This is a genomic window from Rhodanobacter sp. B05, from assembly GCF_002001085.1.
Lineage (GTDB): Bacteria > Pseudomonadota > Gammaproteobacteria > Xanthomonadales > Rhodanobacteraceae > Rhodanobacter.
In genome coordinates this window covers 34366-49832 of sequence record NZ_MUNU01000017.1, presented here as the reverse complement: position 1 = coordinate 49832, position 15467 = coordinate 34366, and the positions used below count along the sequence as shown (strand labels likewise).

Below are 15467 nucleotides of genomic sequence, written 5' to 3'. Positions count from 1 at the left end.
CAGCGAGGAGTCATCCCTGTCCTCAAAGCGCGCCGGTGATGGCGTATGCCGCACCATCCGAGCGTGCTGGTTTGCCCACCCTGCGCCGCACCCATTCGCGCGTGTCGTCCAGCGTCCGGTAGCCCGCGTGGAGGCAGGCATCCAGCATCGCGTTGGTGCCCACCGGCGCCAGCTCGATACCGCGTTCGCGCATCCGTTCGTGGGCCCGGTGCAGCAGGCTTCTCCTGCGTGTGGCACGTGTGTAGTAGGTGAAACTGATGGTGACCGATGGTTCGTCGCCGGTCTCGACCATGTGCGGGCTGGTGGAAGGCATGTAGGCGCCGGCCCCGGGCTCCAGATGAAACATCTGGGCGCGCTCGCGCAAGGATTCATCCCAGCTCAGCAGGTCGCGCTGGTGATACGCGTGGAAGCGGTCGCGCGCGCGTTCGCTGGCGGCCACGGTGTCGCGGTGATCCCACACATGCAGCGTCTTGCGCCCACTCACCTGCAGGATGAAGTTGTGTTCCTTGTCGAAGTGGAACGGCGTGACCGTGTTCGGCGAGGTGATGAAGATCCAGCCGCCGCGATAGCACATGCCCGGATCGAGCGAATCGATCCCCGGCTTCAGCCCGTCCAGCACCTCGTCCACCAGCGTGCGATAGAGCGGGTCGGACTGGACGTTCAACAGCGACATCCACGCCTTGGCATCGCGAATGCCTCGCAAGGTATCGGCGGCGGACATGCGATGCGGGTGCAGCCGCGGCGCGACGTTGAACGGGGTGCCCGGTCCGGCGCCGCTGCTGTGGGTGCGCACGCGCCCCTTGGCTTCCTGCCGTTTGCCCAATTCGGTCAGGGCGTCCAGTTGCAGCAAGGGGTGCTCCATCAAGCGATGCCGAACCGGACGGATGCGCCACGGATCGAATTCCGCCCAATCGACACTCACGCGTTCAACCACGCTGCTGTTCATGCTCCCCCCCTCCGCCGCCAGCGCCAATCCGAACCGCGTCCAGCCTCGTACTGGACGCTGCAGTCAGTCACGCCACCATGGCCCCGACAGGCCATCGTCTCGTCTGGATGCTTCCGCCCCGGCCAGCGCATGAACCTTCATGCGCAGTGTTTGACGACGTGCGAGAACGCGCCGCAGGCTGGCCTGGACAGCCCCGACAGGCTACTACATCGAGGGTCCATCCGGGTAAGCGAACGGACGAGTCAATCCCGTTTCTGGCCGGGCAACGCACGCCTGGCGCGGCGCCACGCTCGCGTCACGGTCGCCTTGGCGCGATCCACCCACGCCACGCGCCCAACCGGGCCCGGCCTCAGCCCGATCCGCCGCAAGCGCGTATTGAACTGGTGCGCCCGCGTCCAGGTGTCCGAACGCCGGGTCCTGAAGGTGACTGCCAGCGAGATCGACAGCTCGGACCCGGTATGGACCCGGTGTGGCGCGATGAACGGATGATGCACGCCGAGCCCGGGTCGCAGCTGGAATACCGCAGCCTTTGGTTCGATCGAAGGCTTGTACGGCGGACGGCTGCCCACGTAGGCGAGCAGGTAATCCTTTTGCGCATCGGTCATGACGTCGGCGTCAGCAGGATTCCACAAATACACGGTCTTGCCGCCGCGGATCTGCAACAGGAAGTTCATCTCCCGATCCATGTGGTATGGCGTTGTCGCGTCATGCGCGGAAATGAAGACATAGGTCGAATACCAGGTCATCCCGGGATCCAGCGGATCGACCTGGGCAGCAAGCTCGGCGAGCAGGCCCTCGATGATCGGCCGGTAGGCGGGGTCCCGCTCCGGATTGTTGATGCAAATGTAAGCCTGCCGCTCCTCAAAGTGGTCGATCACGTCGTCCAGGGTCAGGTCCCGCTTGTATCGGTCATACGACGTGTCCAACTCCACGTCGCCGGGAATGTCGGCCACCCGAAACAGAACTTGCCTCGACGGCAGACGCCGACACAGCGCAAGCAGTCGCTCGAGCGAGAAGTCCGGATGCTCGGCCAACCGGTGCGAGACCAAGAATGGCTCGCGATTGTATTTGTCGAACATGCCGGCCTCGAGCTCAAGCAGTGGCGCGGCGCGGCGGTGCCCGTCGTCCAGCAGTGAGGCATATTGTTCCGGGGAAATGAACTGGCCAAGCATGCGATACCCCCCAGGTTTCGGCAGCCAACGCAGTTGTTATACGCCGACCTCAAACGTGCGCCAACGTCCCCACGATTCCCGCGCCGCGCCGGTTGAATCACTAGGGGAAGGTGCACCGTCGCCGCCGTTTCGGTCCGCCACCGCGACAGTGCACCCAGCGGATCGACACAATCCACGAAGCAGCGAATCACCTGGCCTGGTGCTGAAACGCGAACAGCCACAAAATGGCGCCTTGCGCCGGCGTCCCCGACCAGCTGACCTTGTAGGTTCCCGCCACGGCTACCTGCTTGACCGCCACCGCACATTGCACGCCGCTGTTGGGTGGCAGGTCGAGAAAGCTGTCGATGAGCTTGAATCCGTCGCCAGGTGTCGCCGTCATCTTGAGCACCCGTCCGTCACCCCACCACACCGCCACCAGGGTTGCCGGCCCGGTCGTGGTGACCGCGCCGCTGGTGAGCACCGTGCTGGTGCCCAGCGCGACCCCGGTGAGCTTCCGCCAGCCACGCTTGAACTTGTTGAGCGCCCGTTCCGCAAGGCTCAGGCCGGGGTAGTTGCGGGCGACATCCTGCAGCTGGTTGGCGCCGGTGATCTCGATGAAAGGCACGGAAATTTCGCCCGCAGGCCGGCCTGGCTTGACCACACTGATCGTGTGCCCGGGCCCACCCTTGACAGACAACGCCACGTAGGCCCGGGCATCGAACCTGCCTTCATAATTCCGGTACACCACGCTGCCACCGAGCGGCGTCCAATGATTCGCATAGCTGTCCGTGGGGCCGTCCGGATTGCTTGCATAGCTGCTGACCAGAGCCAGCAACGAACTGCCGCTGGCCTGGGTGGTTAGCGGCTGGCTGACGGCCGGGCTGGTGCCTTTCCCCTCGGTCTGCACGAGCAGCACATGCGCTCCCAGCGCGGGAGCCGGTGCAGCCGATGCGGCGTCGGCAGGCGGGCCGGGCATCAGCATGACCAGCAGTGCAAGCCTGGCTGCCAGACGTCCCGCGGAAAAGCACTCGCGACAAGCATGCATGCGGGATACCTCCTGGTGGGCGAAGAATGAGGTGCGGCGGCGATCCGCGCGGCGCTTGTGCCTGGCCGCCGCGAACAGAGCGTGCGGGCAACCGCGTGGCCTGCCGCCCGGCGCGACGTCGCGGGCTTTGGCCAGCCCGCCCGGTGCGTCCGGTACCCGCCGTGGTGATGTCGCATGGCCCGGACACGCCGCGACCTGGAAGCCTTTTGCTCAACCTCGATGAACGCCTGACCGTCTGTCACGACCACTCCCTCGCCAGTCGCAAGGATGCGCACGGAACGTCGCCGAGCTTGCGCCTTGCCCGGGCCGCCGACAAGCCGCCGGCGTGCCGGCCTGGCGTCTCGTCACAGCCAGTGCGAAAGATCGCGCCCGATCAGACCGGACAGCCGTTCGACATCCGGGCGGCAGCGTTGGCGCAGCGCCTCGTCGCGGGGCGACTTGCCTCGCGCCAGGGCGCGAATCCCGGTCAAGATCCGGCGCCTTGTCCGATAGGGCGCCACCGCCTGCACGGCGCGCTTGACCCCGGGACTGCGGTAAATACGCCGTATCGCGCGCTCCAGCGGAGATCGCGCCGGCGCTTCGTTGTGGACGCGAAACTCCGGGACAAACGAAGCATCCACGCCCAGGAACCCGATCACCTCGCGATACACTTTTTCCGGTGTGGCCTCCATGTCTTCGAGCAAAACCACCTTCACCGCCGCACGCCCGAAGGTGTCGAAATAGCGCTCCACCTGCGGCGCGAAGCGAGCGACGGAAAAATAATCCAGACACTTCGGCAAGGTCGTGCCTGGTGGAATCCGCCGTCCGTTCCGACGGTCGTCGCCGGCGTCGATCGCCTCCTGAAAATCGGCGATGTTCTCGCGCGCCCCTCGATGAAGAAGGCAATGCGCGTGGCGCGAGCGCATCTGCTCGATCGGCGGGCGCAACATGATCAGGATGCGGGCTTCGGGGCAGAACTGCCTGATCCTGCCCGGCGCCTGCTCACTGAACAGGTACAGGACCGAGGCGTCGCCACGCCAGGTGGCGTGCTCACTGCCGCGATACAACGCGAGGTATTCGGCTTGATCCTTGATCGAATCTTGTGCCCCGATCTCGAGCTCCGCGCAGAAATAGTGCGGCTCCTTGGCGCGCCCGTCCTCGTCGTCAAACGGAAAATATATCTGCGGGTGGAGACGCAGATAGTGGTACATCGAGGTCGTGCCGCATTTCGGCGCTCCCACCAGGAAGAAATTCGGGCTCGGCTTGCCATCGATCATGCGGGCGCCTCGCGCGTACGTTGCGAGCGTGGACAACTTCACGAAGAGTGGGCGCTCCGCGTGCCGATCCGGACATCCAGCGCGACGATATCCAACTCAGGCCGCAAGTACTTGCGGGAAAGCGCCGCCCTTCCGCTTGGCGCGCCGTCAAGGAGCACGGCCATGGCGAAGTTGAAGGCGCCGGGCGAGGGCGCGACGGATTGCCGAACTCCTCCAGGCGGCGAAGCGGACGTTCCGGCGGCTTGATTGACACGGTCAAAACGCCCGCGTAGCGTCATCGCAGTCGGCGTGCTTGTCCGCTGACTGCGCCAAGTGGCAACACTCATGGGACCGTGTGCGCCGGAGCGACTCCATTGAACAGCTTGACCGCCAGCCTCCCCAGCATCCCCAGCCTCCCCGATTCCGCGCCCCGGCACGTTGCGCTTGAACGGCATCGTGCCGTCGATCTGCCCTACGCATCCTTCGTGCGCGAGTTCGTCGCGCAGAATCGGCCGGTCGTGGTGGAAGGCGCCATGCGGGGGTGTCCGGCACTGGCCAAGTGGACACCGGAATTCTTCAAGCAACGGTTCGGGCCGAAGCAGGTACAGGTCAGCTACGCCGAACAGATGACGTTCGCCGCATTCATCGACGCGGTGCTGGCCTCGCGCGAAGACGCGCCCGGCCCGTACATGTATCGACTGTTCATCGGCCCGCACTTGCCGGAACTGCTGCCCGACCTTGAGCCACTGAACCCCTATGCGTTCCCGCGGCGCATGGCCAGCCCGCTCATGCTGCGGCCGTGGAGACGTCCGGACGGCTATCTCAAGCTGCTCATCGGCGGTATCGGGGGACGCTTTCCGGTGCTGCACTACGACGGCGAGAACGCGCACGCGACGATCACCGAGATCTACGGCGACAAGGAATTCATCCTGTACCCGCCGGAGGATGCCGCCTGCCTGTATCCCAAGCTGGAGATGCCGAACCATTCGAGCATCGCGGATGTGCGGCAAGCCGATCCGGTTCGATTCCCGTTGTTCGCCCAGGCCACCCGGTATTCCACCGTACTGCACCCGGGCGACATGGTGTTCGTGCCCTCTCGCTGGTGGCATGCCGCGAGAGCCTTGTCGCCCTCGATATCGATCTGTCAGAACATGTACGACGCCTCGAACTGGAGCGGCTACGTCGAATCCCTGTGCCCGCCCGCAAGCGGCCTGCGTGCGCTCAAACGCCGTGCGAAGAAGGCATACCTGACCGGGCTCGGCCACCTGCTGTCGACGCTCGAACAGCGGCCGCGCCATGCCGACGCCCCGACCACCGGGCTGGCGGCGCGCATCGGGCGACTGGCGCCGGTCACCAGCGCCGAGGCCGGCGATTCCGGCACGTGGCCCGTCGCCGACTGGAAGGTCCGCTGAGCGCTTGCCTCACCTGGCCAGCCGATGGCCTGTTTGACGTATCCTGCAAGCAAGGGCGCGGATGCGGATTCCGGCGACCACCGGTGAGCTGAGCATTGTCCACCAGCACCAAAGGGTTCCGGACGTGGCGCGCGAAACCGATTTTCTCGACCTCTACAAGATCCTGGGCCTGCAACCGGGTTGCGGCCTGGATGAGTTCAAGTACGCCTATCGGCGTCGTGTCTCGGTGCTGCACCCCGACCGCCGCGATGATGACTCGCACCACGCCGTGGCGGCAGAACGGTTGCAGCGGCTCACCGCAATGTACGGCATGGCGATGGAGTTCCACCGCGAACATGGCCGTCTGCCGGGCGCGCCGCTGGCGCGGCCGAACACGCAGATGCCGGCGACTGCCGCCAACCAACCCGTGCGTCGAGCCAGGAGTCGACAACCTCCGCGGCGGTCCATGCGCTGGTTGTTGCTGCCCGCCGCCGCCGCCGTAATTTGGCTGTCGTGGCCAGGCGAACATCCCTCCACGCCTTCACTCTCGATCTTGGGGGGCGTCCGCCCGCCGCCCCCGTTGGCCTCGCCTGCCCAAGTGGGTGCATCGCCGATCGGCCTCGGCATGGATGCCGACGCCGTACGTGCCAGCGAAGGCGAACCTACTCTCATGGTCAACAACGAGCGATGGGAGTACGGCCCGTCATGGATCCGCTTCGAACGTGGCAAGGTAGTTGACTGGTACAGCTCGCCGCTTTACCCGCTCAATACCACGACCCGAAGCCCCGGCGAGAGAACGATTGACCACGTGCCCCGGTAATCTCCCCCCAACGCCCACCGCGCCCGCACCGTTGCTCCACGACCGAGTCTTGGCGTGTACGGCCATCTGCAAGCACATGGAAACGCGGATTCAGAATCCCTTGCCCGCCCGGCACGACTCGAACATCCATCGTCGGCGACCGGCCGCGCTGCCACTCCCGACAACGCGGTTCACGGGCCCGGGTTGTAAGGTGCGGGCGAGCCTGGCACCGGCAGCGAACTGATCGGCACGGGAACGTAGACAGGCGTGGTCGGTGGCGGCGGAGTGCTCTGCACCGTGCCATCGGCCGCCACGTAGAAGTTGAGCACACCCTTGGCGCTGCTCATGCTGGTGCCACCCGCGCTGATGGTGATGTTGCGCAGACCGGCAGCGGCCGAGGTGGATACCGTATACCCGGTGTTCGGCGCCAGATCGGTCACCACATGGTACGCGGCCGCCGGCTGCACGCCATAGACAATCGTGCCGCTGAGCGGGGTACCGGCAGCGCCGCTGCTGCTGACCACCACACTGTTGCCGTCGCTGGCCAGCAGCTCCACGCCGATGATGCCGCCCTGGCCGACCGTCACCGGACTGGCGGTGGCGACTTTCGCGGCGGTGGCGGACAGATCAAAGACGGTCAACCAAGTCTGGTTGACATTGGTATTCGGCGGACGTACCTGCACCTGCCAGGCCTTGATCGGGTTGTCGCCCGGGTACATTCCCACTGTTGTCATCTTCGTACCAGCAGGCAAAACGGCGGTCATCGCTCCCATGTACTGACCGTTGTAGGTCACATCGAGTCGGCTCTGCCCCGCCGGTGCACTGCCAGCGACCGGATTGGCCGGGAAATGCCAGGCCATGTACTGATCGTAGTTCGCACTGCCTGCCGTGGTGCGATCGTAAACGACGAAACGATTCGGGCGCAGATAGACGATCTGCCGAGACCACGCCGATACCGCCGACCCGGCGGAGAACGTGCGGTACATGTCCGCCAGGTTCGTCGCCAGCACATAAACATAGCCGGTGCCGTCCTCGTACGCCGATACCTTGGTGCGCACCTGGTTGTCTTCGGTCGTGAAGGAATCCTGCCCGAAAGGCTGGGCCACGGAGCTGCCGCTCATGCTGCGCACGTAGAAGATGTTGTAAAGCTGTCGGTTGCCCGAATAGGGCGTCCCGTCGAAACTGCCATAGTTGTCGTTGAAGGTCTTGGTCTCGTCGGCGTTGCCGCCGGGTTCGTGCATGAGCCAGCCACTGGCATTGACCAGCAGCGGGTTGCCGCCACGCACCAGGGCCAAGCTGCCTTGATCGAAAAATTCATGACCAGCGGCGGGGTTGTTGACGTAGGGACCGGCGCGGAACGACATCCAGGTGGCCCCGGTACTCCAGTCGGAGCGAGCCGACACGGCATTCATTCCCGTCGCCAAATAGGACAACGGCAACGTGCTCAACGCCGCAGTCGGCGCCCCCGGATTGAGACCCAGGAACTGCAGCCAATTGGGGGCAGGACTATAAGCTCCGGTAGCGCTGCTCGTCAGACCGAGGTACTGATTGAAGACGGGAGCCTCGGTTGAGCCCCAGTAATTCAGGGCGCCCAGGATCTGCTGGAACATGCCGACCTGGGTCGTGCCCGGCGGCGGGACCGACGGATCGCCATTGGAATGGTTGTCGTCCCGGTCGTCAAAATAGGTCAACGACGGCCAGGTGAAATGCATGGCGTAATCGGCACTGTCGAGCGGAAACGTGTACGGCGCGCTGGCGTGCAGAAGATCCTGCCCCGTGGCCGTCTTCACTTCGCGTGCGGGCAAGCTCATGTTGAGGATGCTCAGCGGCGCATAGTTGCCATAACCTTCCGGCCAACCACCGCCCTTCAGGTGCAACTGATAGTAGGGCTGCACACGAGCACCGAACTGGTTGTTCAGCCAGTCGGTCCATTGCGCGGGCGCGCTCGGATTCTCGTCATACGTACCCAGCGCGATTACCGCCTTGGCGTGGAAGTATCCGGCGTAGTAGTTGCCTATCGGATTTCCGTCGTAGGCGAAGGCGGCGCATCCGCCCGACTTCTCCCAGGCCGTCAGCCAGGCGTTTGCCGCGGTGTACACCTGCTGGCGCTGGGCCGAAGTCAGCAAGTCGTACACCCAGTCGTAACCCAACCCGTAGCCGACGCCGTAGAAGCGAATGCCGTATCCGCTGTCGGTGCATGGATCCCAGCCATTGCTGCCCGGAAACGGCATCGACATCTTGACCAGGATATCGACCGCTTTGGCGCCATACGGCGCAGCCGCCGACGGGTTGCTCGATTTGAGCACCTGGTAGCACATGCCTTCGTTGAGCAGTGCCGGCAGGTAGGACTCGCCCTGGTACCCCGAGCCAAGGTTGGGCAGGTCGGGATATTGATTGCCCGTGGGGTACTCGACGGTTCCACCGATGTAGGAATCACAGGTGGCCTTCAAGGCCACCCACTCCGGCGTATTCGCACTGGCACGCTGGCGCAGCGTGGTCAGCGTGACTGGATCGAGCATCAATCTTGGATGCGCGGCCAGCGCTACCGCTTGAGGAACCACGGGCACTGCGCTGAACGCATTGGCAACCGGGCGACCGGAAACGCCTGTAGTCCCGGGCGTCGACGACACCAGGCCGGCGGACGGCAGATTGGCCGCGAATGACTGCTGCGTGCTGCCGGGGGTCGAACTGCGAACCGCCGCGGCAGCTATCGAGGCGGACCCGGCCGTGATCAAGGTGATTCTTCGAGGTGCCGGTTGAGCATCCGTGGCATGCGACGAACTCTCCGGGGCGGCGCTCTTGCGAGCGCTTACGGAAGTATCCACGGGCGCAGCGGATCGCGCGGCCATGAGCGGGGTCGGCCTGGCAGCAACGGCTGGCGACCTGAAGATCGAGCTGGAAACGGCGGCAGCCGGATCGGCCGGCCGCATCGACGCGGCGACTTTCGGATGAAATGCCTGCTGCCGCGACCCGCCATCGCGCGCAAACAGCAGCGATACGGCAGTAAAAAGCAGCGCCAGTATCACGCCCCCGCCGAGCAAGGCTGTCTGCGAGCGGCGCCCGGTGAAGCCGCCGTGCGGCGGCATGCCGGATAGATCGCTGCTCTTGCGTGTCGATCGTTCAGGCTTGCCGTGCGGCGAAATCGGGTCAAAGCGGGACATGGGCGATCCGTATAGTCAGGTCGGTGCCAAACGACCCACCCTCGCCGGTTTTCTGGCAAAAGTTGGTGGCTGATTATCGTGAACATCCCCTGTACGGACAGCATACCACTACACAAACTGGAGAATATGACCGGAGGTCGTATGGAAACCGCGTCAAGCGGAGTGTGGGAAGCGGGTAGCCGGGCTGCGATTGCGCCAGGCGGCGCGGCAAGGTGAGCGGAGAACCTCATGCGCCGCGCGGTCAACGAACAAGTGGGGATGAACGCAGCGCGGCGCCGTTCCGGCTCCCACTTGTCGCAAAGAAACTGAGCCAGGGTTCTACCGGGTAAATGAGACCGCTCCTGCCGGCGACCGGGTAACCCGCTGCAATTCTGGCGTGCGGATCAACGCGCGCCGCGTCGGAACAGCACCACTTCCACGGTCTGGAACAGGATAAGCAGGTCAAACAGCAGGTTGTGATTCTTGACGTAGTACAGGTCGTACTTCAGTTTTTCCTCGGCGTCGGCCTCGGAGGCGCCGTACGGATAGCGCAACTGCGCCCAACCCGCCAGACCAGGTTTCAGGCAGTGGCGAAGGTCGTAGTAGCGAATCTTCTGACCCAGGTCGGTGACGAATTGCGGCCGTTCGGGACGCGGGCCGATAAAGCTCATCTCGCCCTTGAGCACATTCCACAGTTGCGGCAGTTCATCCAGGCGCACCTTGCGGGTGAAGCGGCCTACCCGGGTCACCCGGTCGTCATCCTTGTTCGCCCAGCGGGCGATGCCGTCCAGTTCCGCGTCGGTGCGCATGCTGCGGAACTTGATCAGCTGGAAGGGCTTGCCGCGAGCACCCACGCGCTCCTGCCGGTACAGGATGGGCTGGCCGGAACCGGATTCGATCCGGATCGCGAGGGCCACCAGCAACATCAGCGGCCAAGTCAGCGACAGCACCAGGATGGCGATCAGCAAGTCGGAGCAGCGCTTGCTGAAACGGCGCAGCGGTGTGGTGTCGAAGCCGCTGGAATACACCAGCCAGGAAGGGTCGGTCAACGACAGCTGCACCCGCCCGGACTCTCTCTCGAAGAACGTTGCCAGATCGGTAACGTCGATGCCGTTCTGCCGGCACTCGAGCAAATCCCGCATAGGCAAGCCGCCACGCCGGTCGTCGACGCCGACCACGATCTCGTCGACCTGCCGCTGCAGCGCCCAGTTGACCAGCGGCCCTTCCGGCGTCACCAGGCACTCCGGCCGAACCTGCACCGCCTCCCCCTCGCCCTGTACGAAACCCAGGACATTGAAGCCGATCCGATCCGCATGGCGACGCATGCGCGTCTGGATCTGCGAGGCACGATTCCCGGCTCCCAGGATCAGTACCCGTCGCTGGAATACGACCGCATCGACCAAACGCAGGAAAATCAGACGGAAACCCATCATCAGGCCAAACGCCAGAAGCAGGGCGATGGTCAGCACGCCACGGCCCACGTAGGCCTGCGGCAGCAGGTAGTACATGATGAACACGCCCACGCCACCCAACACAAATCCCACGCACTGGCGTGCCAGCACGCCGAACCAACTTGTGCGCATATGCGACTGATAGTGACCAAGAGCGACCATCGCCAATAGCATGATCACCGCGAACGCCAGCGAGCGCTCGGGCATGTGGCGAGAAAACTTGGCGAAATCGTCCGGATGGCTGAAATAGCGCAGAAACATGGCTGCGTTGAGCGAAAAGCCCAGCAACACCATGTCCACAGCCGCCAGCAACAGCAACCAGCGATTGGCCTTTCGATGCAAGAATCGAAACATCTCCGTCCCCTCCAACATGCCACTCCGCCCCTGCCATGGGGCGAACATTCAAGGCACCACCTGGCGCGGGATCCTGACGCCTCAGTGGGTCTGCAGCTGTACATCCAATCTGTACGAAATACAACTGCTTTCGGCATAAACCGGGGCGTCACTTCATACTTCCCGCGTGACGGCCGCGCTTCCCATCCGTATCCGCCGCTTGAACGGCGGCTTTTACGGATCAATCCCAGACCAGCCTGTGTTGTTCGACCCGAACCACGCTGGTGGGAACCGCGAAGGCACCCACCAGCCCGAGCGGCAGATCCAGGTTGCCAATCCAGCAAGCAGGGAACATGCCATCTATGGATGGCGACGCCACCAGATCGTCTGTTCCAGCGTCGATAGTCGTGGGATCTACACCCAGACCCACACCGAAGGCCTTCAGCAGGGCCTCCTTTCGCGTCCACAGCGCCAGCAACGCCGTTCCACGCCCGGCCGCCTCCAGCGACATGACCCGTGCCATCTCGGCCGGCGTGCAGATGGTGTCGATCATGTCACCCAGGCGCACCCGCGATGGCTCCTGCTCGATGTCGATGCCTGTGGTCGCAGCGCGGCAAACCGCGATCGCCACCCAGTCGGATGCATGACTGAGACTGGTGCTCAATCCGGTGCCGGGCAAGGTCGGCTGACCGGCGGGCGCCGCAATCAGCGAAACCTTGGTTGGGGCCACATCCAGACACATTGCAAGGGCGATGCGCCACACCGCATGGGCCAGGATGTAGGTCGTGCGGTCGTGCTCGAATCGGAAACGCTCCGCCCGGCCGGTTTCGCCAGCGTCCAGCAACTGTGCGGCGACCGGGACGTGCACCAAAAGCGGCCGGCATGCAAAAACGAACGTGCGCGCTTCGTTGACCGCAGGCGGCACAAAGCCCGATCGCGCAAGCGCGCCCGTCACCACGGCAGTGAACGCGTCCTCGATCATCGTTTCGTCCGTCGAATGCGGCCACCCAGTGTCGCACCCATCCACGGGCACGGTCTCAGATCCTGTCAACGTCGCGTCGGCCCCGATCTCGCCACGTGCAGGCCGACAACCGTGGCCTACCGCTTGAATTGAACCGCCGCACACCGGTGCCGGAACGGATCAGGCCCGCCATTGGCGGGCCTGATCCTTCGAACGGGAGACCAATCCGCCTACAGGATGTAAACGAACATGAACAAGCCCAGCCAGACCACGTCGACGAAGTGCCAGTACCACGCCACCGCCTCGAAGCCGAAGTGGTGGTCCTTGCTGAAATGCCCCTTCAGCACGCGGAACCAGATCACCGCCAGCATGATCGTACCCAGGGTCACGTGCAGGCCGTGGAAGCCGGTCAGCAGGAAGAAAGTCGAACCATACACACCGCTGCCCAGGGTCAGGTTGAGCTCGTGATAGGCCTCGATGTACTCATGCGCCTGGAAATTCAGGAACAGCGCACCGAGCAGCACGGTCATGCCCAGGAACACCAGGATCCGCCCGCGATGTCCGGCACGCAGCGCATGGTGCGCGATCGTCACGGTCACGCTGGAGCTGAGCAGGATCAGCGTGTTCAGCAGCGGCAGGCCCCAGGCCGGCACGATCTCGAACGCCCCGCCGACATGCGCCGGACCGTTGCCGCCATTGGCGCCCCACGCGGCGGTGTAATCGCTCCAGAGGAATTGATGGGTGAGCACGCCATGGCCTTCGCCACCCAGCCACGGCACCGAGAACATGCGGATGTAGAACAGCGCGCCGAAGAACGCGCCGAAGAACATCACCTCGGAGAAGATGAACCACATCATGCCCATGCGGAACGACGTGTCCACCTGGTGGTTGTAGCTGCCGGCCAGCGACTCGTTGATCACCGAACGGAACCAGCCGAAGAACATGCAGAGCACGCCGACCACGCCAACCGTCAGCACCGTCTTGCCGAACCCGGCCTCGCCCGGCTCCGCATTGAGCCAGTGCCCGGCGCCGAACATGAAGGTGAACATGACCACCGCGGCGACGAATGGCCAGTAGCTCTTGGCCGGTACAAAGTAAGCGTCGTGTTGCTGACTCATGCTGAAACCCCGTGGATTTTCTTGATGACCATGCCCCGCCATGCCGCCCGGGGAACTGCCCAACGATCGTACCGAAGCGGGCAACCGTGAGGAAAAATAAATAATGCCGCGCGATCACTACTTCATCAGCAATATCTGCAGGAACGCCAGCAGGTAAAACCCGATCACCACCGCGACAAGGATCGTCACGGTGCGCCGCACGCCACGGCGATTGCCCGTGGCGTCCTTGTCTGTCATCAGCTGCGTCATGTCCACAGGCTTCCCGACTGGATCAGGCGTGTACGTCGCCGTGCGCCAGTTCCTCGTCATGAATCACCGGCGGCACGTCGAAAGTATGGTGCGGGGCCGGCGAAGGCACCGTCCACTCCAACCCCCTGGCGCCTTCCCACACGCGATCGGCCGCCTTCTTCTTCGAGAAGAACGCGCAGTGGATCAACACGCCCAGGAAGACCAGCTGCGAAGCGCCGAACAGGAAACCGCCGATCGAGCTGATCATGTTGAAGTTGGCGAACGCCACGTTGTAGTCGGGGATGCGCCGCGGCATGCCGGCCAAGCCGAGGAAGTGCTGCGGGAAGAACAACACGTTGACCCAGATCACGCTGTTCCAGAAATGCACCTTGCCCCAGAACTCACTGTACATGTTGCCGGTCCACTTCGGGAGCCAGTAATAGGTGGCGCCGATGATCGCGAACAGCGCGCCGGTCACCAGCACGTAGTGGAAGTGCGCCACCACGAAGTAGGTATCGTGGTACTGGAAGTCGGCCGGCACCAGGGCCAGCATCAGGCCGGAGAAGCCGCCGATGGTGAACAGGATGATGAACGCGACCGCGAACAGCATCGGGGTTTCGAACGTCAGCGACCCGCCCCACATGGTGGTGACCCAGTTGAACACCTTCACGCCGGTCGGTATCGAGATCAGCATGGTGGCGTACATGAAGAAGATGTCGGCACCCAGCGGCAGGCCCACCGCGAACATGTGATGCGCCCACACGATGAACGACAGGAACGCGATGCAGGCGAGCGCGAACACCATCGCCTTGTAGCCGAAGATCGGCTTGCGCGAGAAGGTCGGGACGATTTCCGAGATGATCCCGAATGCGGGCAGGATCATGATGTACACCTCGGGATGGCCGAAGAACCAGAACACGTGCTGGTACAGCACCGGATCGCCACCGCCGCCCGGGTTGAAGAAACTGGTATCGAAATACTTGTCGGTGAGCAGCATGGTCACCGCACCGGCGAGTACCGGCATCACCGCGATCAGCAGGAACGCCGTGATCAGCCAGCTCCACACGAACACCGGCATTTTCAGCAGGTCCATGCCGGGCGCACGCATGTTGAGGATGGTGGCGATGATGTTGATCGCACCCATGATCGAACTGATGCCCATCAGGTGGATCGCGAACACCACGTAGGCCAGCGAACCGCTCTGCAGCGAAAGCGGCGGATACATCGTCCAGCCACCGGCCGGGCCGCCACCTGGCAGGAACAGCGTGGACAGCAACAGCACGAAGGCGAACGGCAGGATCCAGAACGAGAGGTTGTTCATGCGCGGCAACGCCATGTCCGGCGCGCCGACCATCATCGGAATCATCCAGTTGCCCAGGCCTACGAACGCCGGCATGATCGCGCCGAAGATCATGACCAGCCCATGCATGGTGGTCAGCTCGTTGAAGAAATACGGCTGCACCAGCTGCAGGCCGGGCTTGAACAGCTCGGCGCGAATCGTCATCGCGAAACTGCCACCAATGAAGAACATGGTGAGCGCGAAGATCAGGTACAGCGTGCCGATGTCCTTGTGGTTGGTGGACATGCACCAGCGCTGGAAGAAACTCTTCGGCGCGCCGTGGTGATCGTCGTGCTGATCATGCGTGGCTGCGTAGGACATGGCCTTGCA

The 15467-nt window shown here is 63.9% G+C and carries 12 protein-coding genes; 2 read left to right on the top strand and 10 right to left on the bottom strand.

The genetic code is table 11. From position 1 onward, the window contains the following. Positions 1-22: 22 nt before the first annotated feature. The 4 genes from B0E47_RS11615 to B0E47_RS11600 all read right to left on the bottom strand — a co-directional run bounded on the left by B0E47_RS11615 (position 23) and on the right by B0E47_RS11600 (position 4398). A complete protein-coding gene (locus tag B0E47_RS11615; protein WP_077514433.1) occupies positions 23-946 on the bottom strand; it encodes a cupin domain-containing protein in 924 nt (307 codons plus the stop codon). 242 nt (positions 947-1188) lie between these two features. Continuing rightward, on the bottom strand, positions 1189-2118 hold the full coding sequence (locus tag B0E47_RS11610) for a cupin-like domain-containing protein (RefSeq protein ID WP_077514432.1): 930 nt from the start codon (positions 2116-2118) through the stop codon (positions 1189-1191). A gap of 187 nt (positions 2119-2305) precedes the next feature. Then, entirely contained in the window at positions 2306-3142 is an 837-nt protein-coding gene (locus tag B0E47_RS11605; protein ID WP_139351444.1) for a hypothetical protein, read from the bottom strand. 344 nt (positions 3143-3486) lie between these two features. Further along, the gene (locus B0E47_RS11600) at positions 3487-4398 is read right to left on the bottom strand and encodes a sulfotransferase (RefSeq protein WP_077514430.1); all 912 of its coding nucleotides are present in this window, start codon (positions 4396-4398) and stop codon (positions 3487-3489) included. Positions 4399-4751: 353 nt separating this feature from the next. Between B0E47_RS11600 and B0E47_RS11595 the strand changes: the two genes are divergently transcribed. Continuing rightward, complete coding sequence (locus tag B0E47_RS11595; protein WP_168171061.1) at positions 4752-5789, top strand: cupin-like domain-containing protein; 1038 nt, start codon at positions 4752-4754, stop codon at positions 5787-5789. Between the two features lie 61 nt (positions 5790-5850). Beyond that, positions 5851-6588, top strand: a complete 738-nt coding sequence (locus tag B0E47_RS11590) for a J domain-containing protein (protein WP_077514428.1) — start codon at positions 5851-5853, stop codon at positions 6586-6588. 170 nt (positions 6589-6758) lie between these two features. Here the strand turns inward: B0E47_RS11590 and B0E47_RS11585 are convergent, their stop codons facing one another. From B0E47_RS11585 to ctaD, 6 genes are all read right to left on the bottom strand, one after another. Beyond that, entirely contained in the window at positions 6759-9086 is a 2328-nt protein-coding gene (locus tag B0E47_RS11585; RefSeq protein WP_139351443.1) for a hypothetical protein, read from the bottom strand. A gap of 1025 nt (positions 9087-10111) precedes the next feature. Then, positions 10112-11512: a TIGR03013 family XrtA/PEP-CTERM system glycosyltransferase gene (locus B0E47_RS11580; RefSeq protein WP_077514427.1), complete on the bottom strand. Its 1401-nt coding sequence runs from the start codon at positions 11510-11512 to the stop codon at positions 10112-10114. A gap of 220 nt (positions 11513-11732) precedes the next feature. After that, complete coding sequence (locus tag B0E47_RS11575) at positions 11733-12473, bottom strand: 4'-phosphopantetheinyl transferase superfamily protein (protein WP_077514426.1); 741 nt, start codon at positions 12471-12473, stop codon at positions 11733-11735. Positions 12474-12682: 209 nt separating this feature from the next. Further along, positions 12683-13570 carry a cytochrome c oxidase subunit 3 gene (locus B0E47_RS11570; RefSeq protein WP_077514425.1) on the bottom strand — a complete coding sequence of 296 codons (888 nt, stop codon included), beginning with the start codon at positions 13568-13570 and terminating at the stop codon, positions 12683-12685. Positions 13571-13687: 117 nt separating this feature from the next. Beyond that, positions 13688-13819, bottom strand: coding sequence for a hypothetical protein (locus tag B0E47_RS17350; RefSeq protein ID WP_256363540.1), 132 nt, complete (start codon positions 13817-13819; stop codon positions 13688-13690). Between the two features lie 22 nt (positions 13820-13841). Further along, positions 13842-15458: a cytochrome c oxidase subunit I gene (gene ctaD, locus B0E47_RS11565; protein WP_077514424.1), complete on the bottom strand. Its 1617-nt coding sequence runs from the start codon at positions 15456-15458 to the stop codon at positions 13842-13844. Positions 15459-15467: the final 9 nt, after the last annotated feature.

What these genes read in the sequence shown, in the direction of transcription:
- B0E47_RS11615 (WP_077514433.1), bottom strand. Translation starts at nt 946, where the DNA reads ATGAACAGCAGCGTGGTTGAACGCGTGAGTGTCGATTGGGCGGAATTC.
- B0E47_RS11610 (WP_077514432.1), bottom strand. Translation starts at nt 2,118, where the DNA reads ATGCTTGGCCAGTTCATTTCCCCGGAACAATATGCCTCACTGCTGGAC.
- B0E47_RS11605 (WP_139351444.1), bottom strand. Translation starts at nt 3,142, where the DNA reads ATGCATGCTTGTCGCGAGTGCTTTTCCGCGGGACGTCTGGCAGCCAGG.
- B0E47_RS11600 (WP_077514430.1), bottom strand. Translation starts at nt 4,398, where the DNA reads ATGATCGATGGCAAGCCGAGCCCGAATTTCTTCCTGGTGGGAGCGCCG.
- B0E47_RS11590 (WP_077514428.1), top strand. Translation starts at nt 5,851, where the DNA reads ATGCGGATTCCGGCGACCACCGGTGAGCTGAGCATTGTCCACCAGCAC.
- B0E47_RS11585 (WP_139351443.1), bottom strand. Translation starts at nt 9,086, where the DNA reads ATGCTCGATCCAGTCACGCTGACCACGCTGCGCCAGCGTGCCAGTGCG.
- B0E47_RS11580 (WP_077514427.1), bottom strand. Translation starts at nt 11,512, where the DNA reads ATGTTTCGATTCTTGCATCGAAAGGCCAATCGCTGGTTGCTGTTGCTG.
- B0E47_RS11575 (WP_077514426.1), bottom strand. Translation starts at nt 12,473, where the DNA reads ATGATCGAGGACGCGTTCACTGCCGTGGTGACGGGCGCGCTTGCGCGA.
- B0E47_RS11570 (WP_077514425.1), bottom strand. Translation starts at nt 13,570, where the DNA reads ATGAGTCAGCAACACGACGCTTACTTTGTACCGGCCAAGAGCTACTGG.
- B0E47_RS17350 (WP_256363540.1), bottom strand. Translation starts at nt 13,819, where the DNA reads ATGACGCAGCTGATGACAGACAAGGACGCCACGGGCAATCGCCGTGGC.
- ctaD (WP_077514424.1), bottom strand. Translation starts at nt 15,458, where the DNA reads ATGTCCTACGCAGCCACGCATGATCAGCACGACGATCACCACGGCGCG.